This is a genomic window from Bacillus sp. T-10(2022), from assembly GCF_056502895.1.
This window is the reverse complement of sequence record NZ_CP113518.1, coordinates 1209331-1226882: the sequence shown is the minus strand read 5'-3', so window position 1 is coordinate 1226882 and position 17552 is coordinate 1209331. Positions and strand designations below refer to the sequence as shown.

The 17552-nt window shown below is 41.8% G+C and carries 18 protein-coding genes and 2 riboswitches; of the genes, 9 read left to right on the top strand and 9 right to left on the bottom strand.

Going from position 1 to position 17552, the window contains the following annotated elements:
• Window positions 1–5 precede the first annotated feature (5 nt).
• The 3 genes from OSJ91_RS05940 (at window position 6) to OSJ91_RS05930 (ending at window position 4182) form a co-directional block, all read left to right on the top strand.
• The gene (locus OSJ91_RS05940; RefSeq protein ID WP_137019406.1) at window positions 6–1217 is read left to right on the top strand and encodes an MFS transporter; all 1212 of its coding nucleotides are present in this window, start codon (window positions 6–8) and stop codon (window positions 1215–1217) included.
• A gap of 214 nt (window positions 1218–1431) precedes the next feature.
• A riboswitch (cyclic di-GMP riboswitch) is annotated at window positions 1432–1521 on the top strand.
• A gap of 971 nt (window positions 1522–2492) precedes the next feature.
• Entirely contained in the window at window positions 2493–3950 is a 1458-nt protein-coding gene (locus tag OSJ91_RS05935) for a SulP family inorganic anion transporter (protein ID WP_485891210.1), read from the top strand.
• Between the two features lie 85 nt (window positions 3951–4035).
• Entirely contained in the window at window positions 4036–4182 is a 147-nt protein-coding gene (locus tag OSJ91_RS05930; RefSeq protein ID WP_155726446.1) for a hypothetical protein, read from the top strand.
• Between the two features lie 98 nt (window positions 4183–4280).
• Here OSJ91_RS05930 and OSJ91_RS05925 read toward each other — a convergent pair whose 3' ends face one another.
• Window positions 4281–5210, bottom strand: coding sequence for a manganese-dependent inorganic pyrophosphatase (locus tag OSJ91_RS05925; protein WP_133348980.1), 930 nt, complete (start codon window positions 5208–5210; stop codon window positions 4281–4283).
• 293 nt (window positions 5211–5503) lie between these two features.
• Window positions 5504–5684, top strand: a riboswitch (cobalamin riboswitch).
• Window positions 5685–5822: 138 nt separating this feature from the next.
• Between OSJ91_RS05925 and OSJ91_RS05920 the strand changes: the two genes are divergently transcribed.
• The 4 genes from OSJ91_RS05920 to OSJ91_RS05905 all read left to right on the top strand — a co-directional run bounded on the left by OSJ91_RS05920 (window position 5823) and on the right by OSJ91_RS05905 (window position 9916).
• The gene (locus OSJ91_RS05920) at window positions 5823–8120 is read left to right on the top strand and encodes a ribonucleoside-diphosphate reductase subunit alpha (RefSeq protein WP_485891208.1); all 2298 of its coding nucleotides are present in this window, start codon (window positions 5823–5825) and stop codon (window positions 8118–8120) included.
• A 45-nt stretch (window positions 8121–8165) separates the two neighbouring features.
• On the top strand, window positions 8166–9218 hold the full coding sequence (locus OSJ91_RS05915; RefSeq protein WP_137023613.1) for a ribonucleotide-diphosphate reductase subunit beta: 1053 nt from the start codon (window positions 8166–8168) through the stop codon (window positions 9216–9218).
• Window positions 9190–9627, top strand: a complete 438-nt coding sequence (locus OSJ91_RS05910; RefSeq protein WP_350301610.1) for a flavodoxin domain-containing protein — start codon at window positions 9190–9192, stop codon at window positions 9625–9627. The genes OSJ91_RS05915 and OSJ91_RS05910 overlap by 29 nt, the downstream gene beginning before the upstream one ends.
• 121 nt (window positions 9628–9748) lie before the next feature.
• Window positions 9749–9916 (top strand): hypothetical protein, encoded by a 168-nt coding sequence (locus OSJ91_RS05905; RefSeq protein ID WP_350301609.1) that lies wholly within the window; start codon window positions 9749–9751, stop codon window positions 9914–9916.
• Between the two features lie 41 nt (window positions 9917–9957).
• Here OSJ91_RS05905 and OSJ91_RS05900 read toward each other — a convergent pair whose 3' ends face one another.
• A complete protein-coding gene (locus tag OSJ91_RS05900; RefSeq protein ID WP_028393295.1) occupies window positions 9958–10155 on the bottom strand; it encodes a cold-shock protein in 198 nt (65 codons plus the stop codon).
• Window positions 10156–10352: 197 nt separating this feature from the next.
• Entirely contained in the window at window positions 10353–10844 is a 492-nt protein-coding gene (locus OSJ91_RS05895) for a hypothetical protein (protein WP_350301608.1), read from the bottom strand.
• Between the two features lie 115 nt (window positions 10845–10959).
• Between OSJ91_RS05895 and OSJ91_RS05890 the strand changes: the two genes are divergently transcribed.
• On the top strand, window positions 10960–11439 hold the full coding sequence (locus tag OSJ91_RS05890) for a GNAT family N-acetyltransferase (RefSeq protein WP_413020265.1): 480 nt from the start codon (window positions 10960–10962) through the stop codon (window positions 11437–11439).
• Here the strand turns inward: OSJ91_RS05890 and modB are convergent.
• On the bottom strand, window positions 11401–12054 hold the full coding sequence (modB, locus tag OSJ91_RS05885) for a molybdate ABC transporter permease subunit (RefSeq protein ID WP_350301607.1): 654 nt from the start codon (window positions 12052–12054) through the stop codon (window positions 11401–11403). The genes OSJ91_RS05890 and modB overlap by 39 nt on opposite strands.
• A 247-nt stretch (window positions 12055–12301) precedes the next feature.
• On the opposite strand from modB, the gene spx reads away from it, so the two are divergent.
• Window positions 12302–12697 carry a transcriptional regulator Spx gene (gene spx / locus OSJ91_RS05880; protein ID WP_034314875.1) on the top strand — a complete coding sequence of 132 codons (396 nt, stop codon included), beginning with the start codon at window positions 12302–12304 and terminating at the stop codon, window positions 12695–12697.
• A gap of 55 nt (window positions 12698–12752) precedes the next feature.
• Here spx and OSJ91_RS05875 read toward each other — a convergent pair whose 3' ends face one another.
• The 5 genes from OSJ91_RS05875 to OSJ91_RS05855 form a co-directional block, all read right to left on the bottom strand.
• Complete coding sequence (locus tag OSJ91_RS05875) at window positions 12753–14183, bottom strand: HAMP domain-containing sensor histidine kinase (protein ID WP_485891855.1); 1431 nt, start codon at window positions 14181–14183, stop codon at window positions 12753–12755.
• Window positions 14173–14862 (bottom strand): response regulator transcription factor, encoded by a 690-nt coding sequence (locus OSJ91_RS05870; protein WP_350301606.1) that lies wholly within the window; start codon window positions 14860–14862, stop codon window positions 14173–14175. The genes OSJ91_RS05875 and OSJ91_RS05870 overlap by 11 nt, the downstream gene beginning before the upstream one ends.
• Before the next feature lie 544 nt (window positions 14863–15406).
• Complete coding sequence (locus OSJ91_RS05865) at window positions 15407–16330, bottom strand: cation diffusion facilitator family transporter (RefSeq protein ID WP_485891207.1); 924 nt, start codon at window positions 16328–16330, stop codon at window positions 15407–15409.
• 207 nt (window positions 16331–16537) lie between these two features.
• Window positions 16538–16669 carry a hypothetical protein gene (locus OSJ91_RS05860; RefSeq protein WP_272492837.1) on the bottom strand — a complete coding sequence of 44 codons (132 nt, stop codon included), beginning with the start codon at window positions 16667–16669 and terminating at the stop codon, window positions 16538–16540.
• Window positions 16670–16767: 98 nt separating this feature from the next.
• Window positions 16768–17511, bottom strand: coding sequence for a metallophosphoesterase family protein (locus OSJ91_RS05855; protein ID WP_485891206.1), 744 nt, complete (start codon window positions 17509–17511; stop codon window positions 16768–16770).
• Window positions 17512–17552: the final 41 nt, after the last annotated feature.

Sequence of the window (17552 nt, the reverse complement as noted above, 5' to 3'; positions counted from 1 at the left end):
GTAAAATGAACGCTCATAAAATAGCTAAACGGAATCTTTTCATCATGTGGTTCGCCAATTTCTTCATAGGCGGAAGCATGACGATGGTTCTTCCATTCATATCCTTATACATTGGTACATTCGGAGATTATTCGACTCAATATATCCAGCATTGGTCCGGATGGACTTTTGGAATTACTTTCGTGACAGCCTTTTTATTTTCTCCCATTTGGGGACGGATTGGTGACCGGTATGGCAGAAAGAAAATCTTGATTGCCTGCGCCTTTGGGATGGGTCTGTCCATCTTCCTGATGGGATTCGTCGAAAATGTTTGGCAGCTATTCGTCTTAAGGATGTTCACAGGAATATTCACTGGCTTCATTTCCATGTCACAGGCCTTCATATCAACACAGACACCAAAAGAAATTGCCGGACGTGTACTGGGAACCTTACAAACGGGAAATATAACCGGTTCCCTTTTCGGACCATTGCTTGGCGGCGTGCTTGCAGACACACTCGGCTATTCAACCGCCTTTAAATTCACCTCCATCACCATTTTCATCTCTGGACTTCTTGTTTTTGCTACCAAGGAGTACCGAATGGAACAGCAGAAGGGAACGAAGTCGAGCTATACAAGCAGGGAGGTTCTCTCGCATATCTTAAGGAACCCCATCTTAGTGAATGTCATGCTCATTTCGACACTTGTCCAAGTTGCCCACTTCAGCATCCAGCCCATTCTTTCTTTATACGTTGGCGAGCTGCATGGAACTTCCAATCTTGGATTTTATTCAGGAATCGCCTTTTCTGCAGCAGGCCTGGGGAATTTATTGATGGCGCGTCACTGGGGCAAGATAGGTGATCGGCATGGTCATGTGAAAATTCTTGTGCTGCTTCTTTTTCTGACAGCTCTTGTCTACTTGCCCGGTGCCTTCATCAATCATTTTTGGCAGCTTGTTTTTGTACGTTTCATACTAGGCATGGCAATAGGCGGCATCATCCCTGTAAGGATTGCCTACATTCGCCAAGAAGCGCCTGTCGCAATGCAGGGGGAAGTTCTTGGGTATAATACGAGCCTGCGCTTTTTAGGCAATATCATCGGGCCCGCAATGGGCGGAATGGTTGCTGGTTTCTACGGATTCTCCGCCGTTTTCATAACAACCAGCACGTTACTCCTCATTGCCGGACTTGTCCTCTATTTCGCGATGCACCGCAATCCGGAGTTGGCCAGATCACATTAATCACACTTAGGCAAGAAAGCCTGCTTCCAGATGGAAGCAGGCTTTCTCATGTTTAATGCTCATACAGCTGTAGTTCTGGATACTTTTGGAACTGAATCTCGTTTCGGTCGTATTCCGATACAGGCAGTGAGTCCAAAAATGATAACCTTTGGTCCCACCCATAAACTGATAAGTATTTTTACTGCACTTCATCACACATTAGATTTTATGTTAAGATTATTATAGGCAAATTTTATTAAAGTAAAAGACGCAAAGCCACGGGCCTAAACCAACAACTAGTTGTCATGGCAGCCGGGCTGCCAAGATTTTTCTTGAATGGATCACTTCATTATCAATTTCTTGCCCCTTTTTAATTGGCCTAAAATTAAAACAAGGAGGGTTATATATGTTCTTTCCAACCATTTATTCAGCTACTACGGATGAGAGACACATAGTTAAAGATAAAAATACTTGTGCATGCGGCACAAGATATAATGTATTCGCAATGCTGTCCAGAAGCGACCTTCGAAAGATCAGGTTCAAGCATTATAAAGAAGTGACATGTCCTAAATGTAAATCCAGTATCATTGATAAGGGTTAGCCCCTTAACACTGGTATGGGGTTCCGGTTCCCTACTTTTTCACCCTCACCACTTCCTTGTATGAAAAGAAGGAAGATATAGTTCCGGTAAAAAACTCTCTTACCTCATGCCCAATTATACTGACACAGTTAAAGCACTATCTTTTTTCATTATATGAATAGTAAATGTACGGTCAGCCCTATAACTGGCTCGATTGATATAAATCATCATGAGATTTATAAGTAATCATTAGATTCTATCTCGTTTCACTACCTTCTAAAACCCATGTCTAGAATGCAAAGCGATTAGTTATGAAATAGATCCCTACTGTTTTACTCCATATTCCTTAAAGGGAATTTTATAAAAGCGTGTAGAAGCCCATTACGTCAAAAATGGCCAAGCCATTTTTTCGGAAATCCATTTCGACTGACATTATTACATGAATGGCCTGTATGCAGACATAATAAATGATCCAGCTTACTAGTGGTACCGCCTACCTTCATATGATAATCGACTTCCCTCACATGATAACTCAAGCACCTTTTTAACCAATTCTTCTCTCTTAAAGCATTTTACCCCCATTTGATAAGAAATGAATGACCCACGACTTGTCGTTTATATTATCCATATAGATAGAAAGAACGGCTCATGCTATAATTTAGTGCATTTAAAAAAGAATTCAACACACATATATAAAAGAAAGAAGGAGTGTTTCTTTGAATACATCTGCATACAAACAGGAATGGTTCGGCAACGTTAGAGGAGATGTTCTATCGGGAATTGTCGTTGCCTTGGCATTGATTCCGGAGGCGATTGCCTTTTCGATCATTGCTGGCGTTGACCCAATGGTTGGTTTATATGCCTCATTCTGCATTGCCATTGTCATCTCTTTCGTCGGCGGGAGGCCGGGAATGATATCGGCTGCCACTGGCGCAATGGCACTCGTCATGGTCGACCTTGTTAAAGATCATGGCTTGAACTATTTACTTGCTGCAACAATATTGACTGGTTTGCTGCAAATTTTACTAGGGGTTTTAAAAATCGGGAAATTAATGAAGTTCATTCCGAAGCCGGTCATGACTGGTTTTGTGAATTCTTTAGCCATCTTGATTTTCACGGCACAGCTCACCCATTTCGTGGGCGAAACATGGATCATGTATGTCATGACAGCCGTTTCATTAGCTATCATTTATCTTTTTCCGAAGATCACGAAAGTCATACCTTCACCACTTGTCGCCATCATATTCATGACGATCGTTGCAGTTACCACGGGGGCTACGGTGCGAACGGTTGGGGATATGGGGCAATTGACCGAAGCGCTTCCGATGTTCATGCTTCCAGACATCCCTTTGACCTTCGAAACTTTGGCGATCATTTTCCCTTATTCCATTGCCCTTGCGTTTGTTGGGCTGCTTGAATCGTTATTGACAGCTCAAATTGTCGATGAGATGACTGACACGGACAGTAATAAAAATAAGGAAGCCAAAGGCCAGGGGATTTCTAATATCATCGCCGGATGTTTTGGCGGCATGGCAGGATGTGCGATGATCGGCCAATCCGGTATCAACATTAAATCGGGTGGAAGGGGCCGGCTCTCGACATTTGTAGCGGGCGCATTCCTTATGGTATTAATCGTGGTATTGAATGATGTACTTATTAAAATACCGATGGCTGCACTTGTCGCAGTCATGATCATGGTTTCAATCGGGACATTTGACTGGTCTTCCCTAAAGAGGCTCACTATAGCTCCTAAGTCGGATGCAGCCGTGATGATAGTGACGGTCCTCATTGTCCTTTATACACATGACTTATCAAAAGGGGTATTTGCCGGAGTGCTTTTGAGCATGATTTTCTTCTCGGCTAAAATTTCTAAAGTGGCAGTAGAGAAAACGGAAAACATCCAGGCTAAGAAAATCACTTATCGTATCAGCGGACAAATATTTTTTGCTTCTGTCCAAGACTTTGTTTCGAAGTTCGACTTCAAGGAAAAAGCTGATGCAATCGTCATCGACTTCACCCATTCTAAAATTTGGGATGCTTCAGCAGTCGGTGCTGTTGATACGGTTATCCTTAAATATCAGCTTCTGGGAATTCCTGTCCAAGTCCAAGGGCTCGATGAAGAAAGTTCGTCATTGCTTGAAAAACTCGCCACCTCAGAAAGTAAAATATCTTGAAGAAGTAACATTCTGCTGAATAGAAACTTTTCAAACCGACAAAATAGATAACATGAATCATTTCCTTTTGAAAGGAGCGAAAAGCATGACACCCGAGCAGGATTATACAGCAGCAAATCTGTCACCGGATTTATTGAATGAACTGAAAAGCTTTGAAAGCAAACTAGGCGAGGAAGCCAATAAAGAATTGATTGTCATCGCCTATGAAAAAGAAAAGGAAGCCTTGAATTAAGAAAAAAGACTCAAACACCCTTAATGGATGGTTGAGTCTTTTTTTTGCATGTTAGAGAAAGGATGCCCAAATTTTTAATGAGCATCCCTTTTCCTTTATTACTTGCTGAATACGTCCGTTAAGACCGGCACGATTTGTTTTTTACGCGATACAACGCCTTCTAAGACGGCGATGTTGTTGTTTAATGACACGTCGTATGCTTTTTCCACTGCATAAGCTGCTTTACCAAGAGCCAAGGCAACAGAATCATTAGTCAAGATATCCGTTACGACGAATAGGAATAAGTCCAATTCCTTCACAGCGATTACCGCTTCAATCGCCGCTTCCAATTCAGCTTGCTTAGCAAGGACTTCGTTCGGATCAACAGCATTTACCTGTGCTATCTCCACTTTAGCCATTCCCATGGAGAATTCCTTTGCATCAAGAGTGATAAGCTGAGCAATCGTTTTGTCGCTCAAGTCAGCTCCCGCCTTCAACATTTCCAAGCCATATGTTTCAGCGTCGACTCCCGCAATGGCAGCCAATTCCATAGCTGCTGCAACGTCTTGCTCCGTGCATGTAGGTGATTTGAACAATAAAGAATCGGAAATGATGGCAGACAGCATAAGACCTGCGATTGCTTTAGGAACTTCAATGCCGTTTTCTTTATAAATTTTATTTAAAATGGTTGCCGTACAGCCAACTGGTTCCGCACGGTAATATAAAGGATCGCTCGTTTCGAAGTTAGCGATACGGTGATGGTCGATAACTTCCAACACACGGACTTGGTCAATATCTTCAGCACTTTGCTGGCGTTCGTTATGATCGACCAAGATTACGCCATCAGCTTCCCCTGCAACTTTTTCCACAAGACGGGGAGCATCGAATTTGAATTGGTCCAATGCATATTGAGTTTCACCATTCACTTCACCCAGACGAACTGGTTCAGCGTTGATACCTAACTGCTTTTTCAGATCTGCATAAGCGATTGCTGAACAGATTGTGTCTGTATCCGGGTTTTTATGTCCAAAAACTAATACTTTTTCCAAGATTTTATCCCCTTTTTCATAAATATTTTTCCGCGAATCCCCTCACCGCAATAAGGGAGAGCCACCTTTACTAGACACTTTATTTTAACACAAAATCCCGTAAAATCAGTGCTTGAATTATCCATTCCCCAATAAATTCTTTCATTCCTTCACCCTCTGCCATCACTTTGTCAATAGATAAGGGTTGGTTTTTTTCAAATATATTAGTTGAATTATCATCGTATATGGCTTACGATAATATAAGCAGAAATACTAGATATTGATTACATAAACAATACCAATAACTATATATAGAATTTTTTATAATCCAAGGTGCCAGTGATGGCTGAAAAGGGAATCCGGTGTAAACCCGGAACTGTCCCCGCAACTGTAAATGTGACGAAATGAGAAACCCACTGTATAGCTCTCTATACGGGAAGGACTCAAAGTAGGATGATCATGAGTCAGGAGACCTGCCTTGAATTTTTCACGTTTCTTATTCTTCGGGGATTGAGATGATGAAACGATAGTATAACGGCTATTTTTTCATGGCTCCTTTATTCTATCGTTTGATCCGCTCAATTCTTTGGGCGGTTTTTTTATTTTAGCGGAAGTTAACAAGGAGGATTATTAATGACTCAAACATATAACTCTACCATAAGTGAAAATGACACAGAAACGAAATCCATCCAGCTTGAGATGTTATCGAAGGAATTCGAAGGCCGTCTCGATATGGAAAAGTTCAAAAAGCGTTTTACAAAATGGCTTGATCGCAAAAGTGACTCAACCGAAGAACAGGCATCAAAAAAACTGATTCAGCTCGCTCTTGAAGGTGTGGATATCGATGCTCCGGATTGGACATTCGTTGCTGCAGCAGAACTGTTGAATACAATGTATAGGGATGCAAAAGCCAATCGAGGTTATGAAGGCAAGAGTTATGGCCCATTCTATGAGCTGATCACAGAACTCTCCCAGCTTTCGGAAGGTCAGCGTTATCCAATTTATAAACCAGAACTGCTATCTTCATATACAAAAGCGGAAATTGAGGAATTGGGTTCGGTGATCGACCCGGAAAAAGATAAATTATTCTCATACATAGGCATCTACTTATTGAACGACCGCTATCTGGCCCGCCCAAAAAAGGACAAGGTCTACGAACTGCCGCAAGAACGTTTCATGATCATCGCGATGGAAATCATGCGAATGGAAAAAACGGAGCACCGCCTGCAACTTATAAAAGAAGCATACTGGGCCATGTCCAACCTTTATATGACCGTTGCGACTCCTACACTCTCCAATGCAGGTAAAACACATGGACAGTTAAGCTCTTGCTTTATCGACGCAATTGAAGATTCCATTGATGGCATCTATCTATCAAACTACGATGCAGCAAAAGTATCTAAATTCGGCGGCGGTGTCGGCCTTTACGTTGGTAAGGTTCGCTCGCTTGGTTCTGATATCCGTGGTTTCTCTGGAAACAGTTCCGGCACGACGCCATGGATTCGACTATTCAACCAGACAGCGGTAAGTGTCGATCAATTGGGGCAACGTAAAGGCGCCATCGCGATTTACTTGGATGCCTGGCATAAAGATATCATGAGCTTCCTCGATTTAAAGACACAAAACGGGGATGACAGATTAAAAGCACATGATATTTTTACAGGCGTATGCATACCGGATTTATTCATGGAGGCTGTGCGCGACAGAAAAGAATGGTATCTTTTCGATCCGCATACCGTTAAGCAAACCCTTGGATTTTCACTTGAAGATCTTTATGACGAGAAGAAAGGCGAAGGAAGCTTCAGGAATCATTATGCACTTGCTGTCGAGGCCGCAGAAAATGGCACGCTTCCAAACTATAGCTTTGAAAAAATCAATGCGATGGACATCATGAAAAGCATCATGATTTCTCAATTAGAAGAAGGCGTACCGTATATGTTCTACCGCGATGAAGTTAATCGGAAGAATCCCAATAAACATAAAGGTATGATTTATTGTTCTAACCTTTGTACGGAGATTGCCCAAAACCTAAGCCCTTCGACGATCACGGATGAATATGAAACAGAAGATGGAGATGTTGTTGTGGTTCGTAAAAGCGGCGATTTCGTTGTCTGCAACCTTTCATCCATTAACTTGCCACGAGCGGTGGGCAGCGATGTTTTGGAAAGATTGATTCCCATTCAGATCCGTATGCTGGACAATGTCATTGATGTGAATAATCTTCCTGTCAAACAAGCATCCATCTCGAACAAACGTTACCGGGCAATTGGTTTAGGAACGTTTGGATGGCATCATTTACTTGCCACACAGAATATTTATTGGGAATCCGATGAGGCTGTTCAATATGCCGATGCTTTATACGAAAAGATCGCTTACTTAACAATCAAGGCATCCAACGAATTGGCCAAGGAAAAAGGATCATACCCATATTTTGAAGGATCTGATTGGCATACAGGGGACTATTTCGAACTGCGTGACTATACAGATCAAAAATGGATGGATTTAAAAGCAGACGTGCAGGAACACGGGACCCGTAATGGATATTTAATGGCGATTGCCCCCAATTCATCGACAGCCAAAATCGGTAATTCCACGGATGGCATCGACCCTTTGTATGAAATTGAATTTTACGAAGAAAAGAAAAACTTCAAATTCAAGGTGACCGCACCAGGCTTGACGCCAATTACGTATGAATATTATAAAAAGACGCGATTCAATTTGGACCAACTGGAAAGCATCAGGCAAAATGCAGCCCGACAACGCCATATTGACCAAGCAATCAGCTTTAATCTGTATGTACACAATACAATCAAAGCGAAGGTCCTGTTGGATATCCATTTAACTGCATGGGAAAGCGGGTTGAAATCAACGTATTATGTTCGTTCGACTTCTTCCGAATATGACAATGCCTGCGAAAGCTGTTCAAGTTAATGACAATCATGACCCAGTAATCTATTCTTAAAGGAGTTTTCACGAATGACCAATCATATCAAAAAAATTCGGATGCTTGAACCGACGCATCCAACCAAGGCAACCGGTGTTTTCAAAGGAGAAGCTTCAGGCTTCCTCCTTTGGAACGATATTCAGTATGAAAAATTCTATGATACCTATACACAGCTCATCAATAACTTTTGGAAGCCTTCGAGCGTGAACATGATTCAGGATAAAAAGCAGTGGGGCGAATTGGACGAAGATATCCAGGATGCTTTTCTCGATATCCTTACGATGATTGCTGGAATGGACAGTCTTCAAACGCCCACATTAGTAGAAATCCTTCGGTACATCAAAGATCCGGCGGCAAAAGCTATCCTGGCCAACATGGCCCAGCAGGAATCGATCCATAATGAATCTTATTCCTATATCCTTGCTTCCTTGATTCCGGTAGGCAAGCAAAAACAGCTTTTCGACCGCATCAAAGAACATCCTGAAGTGATTAAGCGTAACCAACCGATCGTTGATGCTTATCAAACGTTCGTGGACGATCCCAGCCCACAGCATTTATTCGAGGCATTGATCCATTCAACGAACCTTGAAGGGATTTATTTCTATCTGGCTTTCGCCTTTTATTATAATTTAGGTCGCCAAAATCTAATGACCGGTTCCGCTACGATGATATCCTATATTCACCGCGATGAAATGGTCCATTTCGATTTCATTGGAATGCTCATTCAAATCTTGATGTATGAATATCCTGAGTTAAATAATGAAGAAAACACGAAGTTCATCTATACAACGATTGAAAAAGCAGTCGAACTCGAAAAGGAATGGTCTGAATATATGCTCGAAGATATCCAAACCAAAGCCGATCTTGATTTGGAAGAATTCAATGAGTACATCGAATATATCGCCAACAAACGGTTACGTATGCTAGGCCTTGAAAATTTGTATAAAGAGTATGGCGAGAACCCGATGCCATGGATCAAAACGTTCGATGATGAATCCATCGGACTTACCAAAACCGATTTCTTTGAACAGAAATCAAGGACATACAGTCAAGTAAATGCCAGCAATGGGTTCGATGAGCTGTAAAGTTGCCATTGTCTATCATTCTGCCGGCGGCAATACAAAAGCGCTTGCTGAAGCCCTCGCTTCCCTTATACCTGAAGCTGGACTATTTCGAATGGATGAATTCGATTTACGTACATTGCCGGATTACGATGCATTGATCGTCGGCACCTATACATGGGGCAATGGGGAGCTTCCCGCTAAATCAGCAGCCCTTTATAAAGAACTGGAACAATTGCCTATTGCTCATCTGAAAACGGGAGTCTTCGGCACTGGTGAAACCAACTATAATCATTTTTGTGGGGCGGTCGATCATTTCCGGGACATGTTATTTGCCAAGAGCCAGTTATTGGTGACATTGAAGATAGAACAGATGTATCAAGAATCAGACTTGCCCAGACTTCAAAAGTTCGCCTCGCGATTCCAGAACTGACTGAAAGGGGATATGCATGTTCGCATATCCCCTTTCAGTGTTTTTTTAAAAAACTTGGCTCCCTCCATCATAGCAGCCGTAAGCATGAAGTATAATGAAAGAAAAAAGGAGATAATATCCAATGACTGAAAATATAACCCAGTTCCTTCCTATCCTTTTTATGCTAGTGCTTGTCGTATTCGTTATATTCATCGTGTTTTTCCTGTCAAGGCATTTTAATCGTTCTAAACGGATCGAAGAAAAATTGGACAAAGCATTAAAGGAAATCGCCGAAATAAAAGCAAAATAAAAAGACTCCAAAATCGGAGTCTTTTTTTTATATGCGTTCAATTATTTTTGAACGTTAGCTGCTTGTGGTCCACGAGCGCCTTGCTCGATTTCGAAAGAAACTTCTTGGCCTTCTTCAAGCGTTTTGAAGCCTTCTCCTTGGATAGCTGAGAAATGTACGAATACATCGTCTTGGCCTTCAACTTCGATGAAACCGAAACCTTTTTCTGCGTTAAACCATTTTACTTTACCTTGTACCATGATAGTTCCTCCTGTGTTTGGAAAAATCCATTTTATTACTATTTTTGGTTCTGGATAATGTTTCAAGAGGAATCCTATTACAGTAAATCCTTCTATCAAACTTTTCCGAACAAAAATAATTACTCATATTATATCATGGGAAATCCAAAAAAAACAAGAATATCGCAGTAAATCAACCGACAAATTATCCTAAAATTCTACATATTCCTCTTCTTGCTTTGTCGGAAGCCTTCGTCCAATAAGTAGCGCTCCGCCTCTATCGGACTCTCGAAACATTCCTCAAGATTCGACCCTGAATAAACATTCCAAAGCAGGTCTTCCCTTTCAAGTGTAAGCTCTTGCTTTTCAGGGCCAATCCATGCCCCTTCCAACCTAGCGAACTCGTTTTCCTCTTCTTCGACTTCAACCGGAGGTTTTGATAGGTAATCCACGCTTTTTTGGATCAATTCTTTCAATTCCGCTTCATTATAGTCACGTATATTGATAAACCCTTTACGGTCAGTGTCTTTTTTTCTCATATGCCCTGCGTAAACGAATCCATTTCCATTGGGATGCAAGTGCTGAACGACGATTTTTTTCTCCTGGACGCTATCTGGATAATGGAAGTTCACACGTCCCAATGAAACGTCTTTTCGCTGTAATTCCGGAAAAGTTTCAATGATGCTCAATTTTTCTTCAAATGTTAACAAATTTCTTCCTCATTTCATTAGTTCATATTGTTTGTCGATTATAACATAGACTGATTAGAAACAATAATTTCCCTCTTCCATTATAATGTAAGGAAAGGGAGTGATTTGATTGATCATGACAATTCGGGACCTGGACACCGATTATGGCCTGCAGCTTTTTAAACTTCAGAAAGAAGCCTATAAGGTGGAAGCGGATATGATCGGCTTTGCCGATATCCCTCCATTATTGGAAACATATGAACAATTCATTCATTGTCATGAAACGTTTTTATGCTTTTTAAAGGGTGATGCCTTAGCGGGTGCAATATCTTATACAAAAGAAAATGGTCAAATACTGATTTGCCGGATGGTCGTCCATCCTGACTATTTTCGGCAGGGTATCGCGGATGCACTGCTGCATGCTCTTCAATTACACGGCGACTGGGAAAAGATATCCGTTTCGACCGGTAAAATGAACCTGCCTGCACGGAACCTTTACGAAAAAAACGGATTCACCCATAAAGAGGACGTAGAAGCCGCACCTCTCTTTTTCATAAGCATATTCGAGAAACAGCATTCATTTTATGTATGTCACGATAAAAAGCATAATGAATGAAATTACAATGATTACCGCAACCCATAGCCAGGCTAATGTCATATTCCCGGAGTCCATGGCGATATAAATCGCGGTCGGTATGGTTTGTGTCTGTCCGGGAATGTTTCCGGCAAACATGAGCGTTGCCCCGAATTCCCCCAATGCACGCGCAGAACTCAAGATGGCACCTGTGACGATGGATTTGACCGCCAATGGAAGGGATACATTCAGGAATAATCTCCACTCGCCGGCCCCGTCAACCCTTGCTGCATTTTCGATTTCTTCATCGATACCTTCAAAGCCCGTTTTAGCGGATTGGTACATAAGCGGAAACGCTACCACGGTAGATGCAATGACCGCCGCCCACCACGTGAACATTAGGGGCTGATCAAAAACCCTTTCAATGAATTGTCCCGGCATTCCACTCTTGCCAAAAATCACAATCAATAAAAACCCCACGACGGAAGGCGGCAAAACAAGCGGCAATAAAAACGCTGTTTCCAACAGGACTCTTCCCCTGAATTTCTTTTTAGCCATCATTCGCGCTAGGATAATTCCTAAAATGAAAACAAGGATACCCGATAGTCCCGCTACTTGTATCGATAGCCTGACTGGTGACCAAAAATCCCCTGTCATGATACCATCCGCACATCACTGTTAAATAACGGTCTATGCAGGTCCTTTTTCGGCATCATTACCAAAACCGTTTCTTTTTCATTAAAGGCAGATTCCATTTCATTTTCTCCCTTTCTTTTTAAAATAACATTTAAGTTTATTTTTCTTGACATCTTGCTGACACAAAGGAACGTTAAAGTAAGAGTATCACAAATATAAAAATAATTTCATTCCAATAAACTTGAAAACTTTGAAGGAGTCGATTTTAATGGTAACAATTTATACTACCCCAAGCAGTTTAGCCTGTCGTAAAGCAAAAGCTTGGCTTAAGAAGAACGAAATTTCCTTTAATGAACGTAACCTATATTCCCAACCTCTTTCTATAGAAGAAATAAAAGAGATTTTACGTAAAACTGAAGGCGGGACAGATGAAATCATCTCAACCCGTTCCAAAAAATTCAAAAGCCTGAATATCGATATAAATAATACACCACTTAATGATCTTTGCAAGCTTATTCAAGATAACCCGGATTTACTTCGCCGGCCAATCATTTTCGACCATAAGAACTTGCATGCAGGATATAATGAAGAAGAAATGGGACGCTTCCTTCCAAGGAAGGTCCGTCATGTACAATTATGGCGTGCAATCAGCCAATTGGCTTAATCAGTTAACATTCTGCATAATAAGAGGGTTGTCCATTACATCGGACAACCCTTTTTTATATCTTATCCGCTTTCTCTATGATAATCGTGAAGGTGGTGCCTTGTTCATCGCTATCCTTAAGCACAAGATCTCCCTTTTGCGCTTTTGCGAGCATCTTACTGAATGGCAGTCCCAAACCTAACCCACGTACCTTCAGCTTTTTGTTTTCACCTCGATAAAATGGTTCGAACACATATTGCTGTTCATGTTTCGGAATCCCTCGCCCGCTGTCAAGTACATCAATGCAGATCCGTTCTTCATCCTTTTCATAAAGGTGAATCGCTATTTTCCCTTTGCCGTCAAGTGCATGTCTGGCATTATTCAAAAGGTTAATGACGATTTGCTGCATCCGCAATGAATCAATTTGACCAAAGACCGGTTCATCAGGAACTTTTATCTCAAAAGCGAACGCTTGATCATCATCCTGGGTCACCTGCCAGCGATAGGCGATTTCCTTGATGAATATATTGATATTCTCTTTTTGCACCCGGATTTTAAAAGCGCCTGCCGATATGGCATTATAATTGAGTAAATCCTCTATCATACCTTGTAAACGCTGAGTTTCCTTTAAGGAAATATCGAGGAATTCCTTACTTTGCTCTCCCTTAACGACATCATCCTTAACCGCTTGTATCAGTCCGCTAATGGAAGTGACTGGCGTTTTCAAATCATGGGTTACGCCTGCAAGCAATTCCGCCCGCAGCTTCTCCATGACCTTCAATCGATTGGTCATTTCCTTAAATGATTCTATCAGTTCATAAATTTCTACTTCCTTGATTTCCTCTTCCTCTTTGAAATGGATATCATAGTTGCCTTCACGAACCTGGACAGCGGCGTTAGCTACGTCTTGGATGGGGCGCGAAATCTGCCTGGAAAGAAAATAAATGACTCCCGTTCCCAGAATCAGAAGTCCTCCAATCATGATCGCCAACAAGCCATGATCTTGGTTGATTTCCTTCAATGCCCCTTCTTCCTGGGCAATGACCACCCAGCCTCTCGTCTCATCGTTAAACGTAATGGGGGATTTGACAACATATACTTTGTTGTCGGAAATCTTGACCTTCTGGACTAACTCCGTATTTTTCATGATGACGTCCGGGAGTTTATTTTCATCCGGATCGATATACAATTGTGGCATCGTATATATGATGGTGGCATCGGGATCGACGATATAGATGATTGGCTGTTGGTTCAGATGGAGGATTTTCTCCCTTTCCTCAACAATTTCCGAAAGGATCGGGCCAACGACAATCTGGCCATTTTCCTTAATCGCGCGATCGGATGTTTCATCAGCTAAGTATTTAAGAAGGCTGAGCCTATATTCCAAAGCCGTTTTTTCCATCCACCATAAGGAAAAAACAGACAATAATATCAAACCGGAAATCAAGGTCAATACGTACCTCTTTGTCCAATAGCGTTGTAAAGTGGTTCTTTTTTTAGTTTTCATAGACACTCAATTGATACCCCAATCCACGCAATGTTTTTATTTCCCCCTCAGTTACAGGCCATGCATCTATCGCCTTCCTGATTCGTTTGATCGCCAGGTCCACCGCACGGTCACTGCCGTCATAATCTATGCCCCACACTTGGTCAAGCAGCTGTTCTCTCGTGAAAATTTGATTAGGGTGCTTAGCGAAAAAAACGAGCAGCGACAAATCACGCGGCGTCAAGTTTATCTCTTCCCCATTTAAATGAACCATATAAGACAGATCATCGATGGTTAAACTTCCAAATTGATGTACATGACCATCTTCCGTAACAACCGATGATGATCTTCTTAAAACGGCATGCACCCGGGCCACGACTTCTTCGGCAACAAAGGGTTTGGAGATGTAATCATCCGCACCTGACTTAAATCCCGATAATCTGTAATCGACATCTGTCAGTGCAGTCAACATGATAACCGGACATGTATCGTCCTCCCGAATTTCCTTCAGTATATCCCAGCCTTCCTTACCAGGCAGCATGACATCAAGCAGGACAAGGTCTGGCTTCGTTTCTTCAAACACCGGAATGGCCTTTAGCCCATCGTAAACTTGGACTACATCAAAACCTTCCCGCTCCAAATATGCTTTCAATACCATCGATATGGCGATTTCATCTTCTACGACAAGAATTTTCTTCATTGACGGATTCCTCCTTCCTGAATTATAGTGGAATCATTTTATATATGCTAACTATTAAAAAGACCAAGCATTTTCCCTCAATCCTACCATTTTTATGTGTCAGGATTATGTTCGCAGTAAAATTAACCGATGTTTTCACATAGTAACCTTGTTGTGTAAGTGATCTCGATTCATTTTAACAGGAATGCTTCTGCATGGTCGTAAAAATCATCCAGAAAAAAACTATGATCCCCTTATACACTCTTAAGAGGCTGGCTCTAAACTGAGCCAGCCCGAGTTTGTAGACAAAAGGGTTTTTATCTAAATTTCAAAACAGAGTTGATTGGAACGGAAGGTGCGAGACTCCTGCGGGAAAAGCGCGTCAAGGGGAGACCCCACAGGCGCAAAAGCTCCGAGGAGGCTCCCGGACCGCCCGCGGAAAGCGAGTGCCTGGAGTGGAAATCGACGTTCCAGGTTTTATAAACCTAAATAAAATTGAGACTAACTTGTTCTACATTGAGTTTGTCTACAGTCTGAGGCTGGCTCTAAACTGAGCCAGCCCTTTTCAATTACATGTCTCGTGTGGATTCGGACATCCCGCTTCCTGTCTTTCCACTTGGATCGTGCTATGTTCAATCCCAAACTGATCATGAAGTAGTTTTTGCGCTTCTGCTAAAACTGAATCGTGATTACCGCTCTCATCTATGACAACATGGCAGCTCATTGTCAAAAAGCCAGAGGTGATCGTCCAGATATGGAGATCATGTACATCGGATACACCATCCAATTCCATCAAGGATGCTTTCACTTCATCCATATCGACTTGGTCTGGTGTGCCCTCCATCAAGATATGGAAAGAATCCCTCACTACCCTAAAACCGCTGATAATGATTAAAATCGCGACTATGACGCTCGCAATCGGATCTGCAATTCCCCAATCGAAAAAGTAAATCAAAAGTGCGGCCGCAATGGCACCCACAGATCCAAGCATATCACCAATAACATGTAAAAAAGCACTCCGTACATTCAGATTGTCTTCCTTATCTCCGCTCATTAAAATCCAGGCCGCAATGATATTAACAAGTAAGCCGATGATTGAAATCATTAGCATTCCCAAGCTTTGCACCTCAGGGGGATCCAGGAACCTCTTAATTGCCTCTACGAAAATGAATACGGATATGACGATCAAGGTCAATCCATTCAAACAAGCAGCAATGATTTCAAACCGTTTATATCCAAACGATTTGGACGATGTCGCTTTCCTTTCCCCCAACCTTATCGCTGTATAACTAAGCCCTAAAGCTGCAGCATCGCTAAGCATGTGACCTGCATCTGACAGTAAAGCCAGACTATTTGTCAAGAATCCGCCAATGACCTCGACGATCATGAATGTGGAGATTAATAAGAAAGATGCCAGCAAGGCTTTTTTATTATTAGAATGGTGGTGTCCGTGCCCATGATCATGGGAGTGACCATGATGATGTCCCATGCCATCCCTCCTCTCGGATTTGAAACTTATATATAGTATGGGATAAATCCAGAATGGTTTCAAATGATTCACTTCCGGGATTCACTGGCTGTAAAAAGAGTGATGGAATCAGGAGGACGTGATCTTTTACGGAAATCCAAAATTCTGGCTTCAGCCATTTCAACGTAAAAATAAACGCTACAGACATTACCTGCAGCGTTTTCCCGTTTATCCTTCCTCTTGCATCGTATCATCGACAATGGCGTACAGATCCTTATTGAACAATTCATCATTACAGACAAAACTGTGCCGTTCCATCTCTTCCTGCTCTTGGTTTACCACCTGTTCCTTTTCCTTCATGACCTACCTCCACCTTCGTTGAGTTTGCCTATTATCGTATCCACAGGCATGTACCTTTATGCTCAACATTTCCCCATACTTCATCTTTTTTAAACGTCCTAGACCTGCTGGCCGCCATGGAAGGCACGTATAATGAATTCATGCTCTGGGACTTGTAAGCTTTGATACGATGACAGGAACGATGTATTATCATAGGCGACTTTTTCAAGCTTTACCTGAATACCGGTATTTTCAATAGCAACAATCGCATAAGGAGCAACTGGTTCACCATTACAGCCAAGAGAACCAGGGTTCAGGAATATCGTTCGGTCATTTTTAAAAAGGTGGATAGGATGATGATGTCCAAATCCTATTAAATCGTGATGCTGATCTTTGAAAAGCGTTTCTAAGTTATTTAAACTCGGTTCAACGATTTTACTAAATGGATTTTGGCTTATGTGCTCATCCAATTTCTTCGATTCCATGTGATAATGGGTGAAGTAAACGGAGTGATCATTAATGATATGATGTATGGTTCGAGGCAATTTTTCCAATTCATTTATGAATTTCCAATGCATCCTTTCAGCTATCCATTCATGATGCTCCTTAACATGAATATGACCGTCCGGATGCGGCTCCCCGTTAACGATGGCCAGGACAGCTTCATCATGATTTCCAGTTATCATTGATAAATCATTTCTTGAAAATAAAAGTTCAAGGACTTCATTAGTATCCGGGCCAATCCCCACCATATCTCCCAAACAATAGAGACGATCTATATCTTCCCTTTGATCAATATCCCTAAGAACGGCTTTCAACGCTGAAGCATTACCATGCACATCCGTTATAATGGCAACTTTCATGAGTTAGTTCAGCTCCCTTCCCCCACAATCCACATGGTATA

Excerpts from the sequence above, each read along its gene's own strand:
- OSJ91_RS05910 (WP_350301610.1), top strand. The coding sequence starts at position 9,190 with ATGCCAGCAATGGGTTCGATGAGCTGTAAAGTTGCCATTGTCTATCAT.
- OSJ91_RS05890 (WP_413020265.1), top strand. The coding sequence starts at position 10,960 with ATGACAATTCGGGACCTGGACACCGATTATGGCCTGCAGCTTTTTAAA.
- OSJ91_RS05870 (WP_350301606.1), bottom strand. The coding sequence starts at position 14,862 with ATGAAGAAAATTCTTGTCGTAGAAGATGAAATCGCCATATCGATGGTA.
- OSJ91_RS05920 (WP_485891208.1), top strand. The coding sequence starts at position 5,823 with ATGACTCAAACATATAACTCTACCATAAGTGAAAATGACACAGAAACG.
- OSJ91_RS05915 (WP_137023613.1), top strand. The coding sequence starts at position 8,166 with ATGACCAATCATATCAAAAAAATTCGGATGCTTGAACCGACGCATCCA.
- OSJ91_RS05865 (WP_485891207.1), bottom strand. The coding sequence starts at position 16,330 with ATGGGACATCATCATGGTCACTCCCATGATCATGGGCACGGACACCAC.
- OSJ91_RS05930 (WP_155726446.1), top strand. The coding sequence starts at position 4,036 with ATGACACCCGAGCAGGATTATACAGCAGCAAATCTGTCACCGGATTTA.
- modB (WP_350301607.1), bottom strand. The coding sequence starts at position 12,054 with ATGACAGGGGATTTTTGGTCACCAGTCAGGCTATCGATACAAGTAGCG.
- OSJ91_RS05860 (WP_272492837.1), bottom strand. The coding sequence starts at position 16,669 with ATGAAGGAAAAGGAACAGGTGGTAAACCAAGAGCAGGAAGAGATGGAA.
- OSJ91_RS05900 (WP_028393295.1), bottom strand. The coding sequence starts at position 10,155 with ATGGTACAAGGTAAAGTAAAATGGTTTAACGCAGAAAAAGGTTTCGGT.
- OSJ91_RS05940 (WP_137019406.1), top strand. The coding sequence starts at position 6 with ATGAACGCTCATAAAATAGCTAAACGGAATCTTTTCATCATGTGGTTC.
- OSJ91_RS05855 (WP_485891206.1), bottom strand. The coding sequence starts at position 17,511 with ATGAAAGTTGCCATTATAACGGATGTGCATGGTAATGCTTCAGCGTTG.
- OSJ91_RS05905 (WP_350301609.1), top strand. The coding sequence starts at position 9,749 with ATGACTGAAAATATAACCCAGTTCCTTCCTATCCTTTTTATGCTAGTG.
- OSJ91_RS05875 (WP_485891855.1), bottom strand. The coding sequence starts at position 14,183 with ATGAAAACTAAAAAAAGAACCACTTTACAACGCTATTGGACAAAGAGG.
- spx (WP_034314875.1), top strand. The coding sequence starts at position 12,302 with ATGGTAACAATTTATACTACCCCAAGCAGTTTAGCCTGTCGTAAAGCA.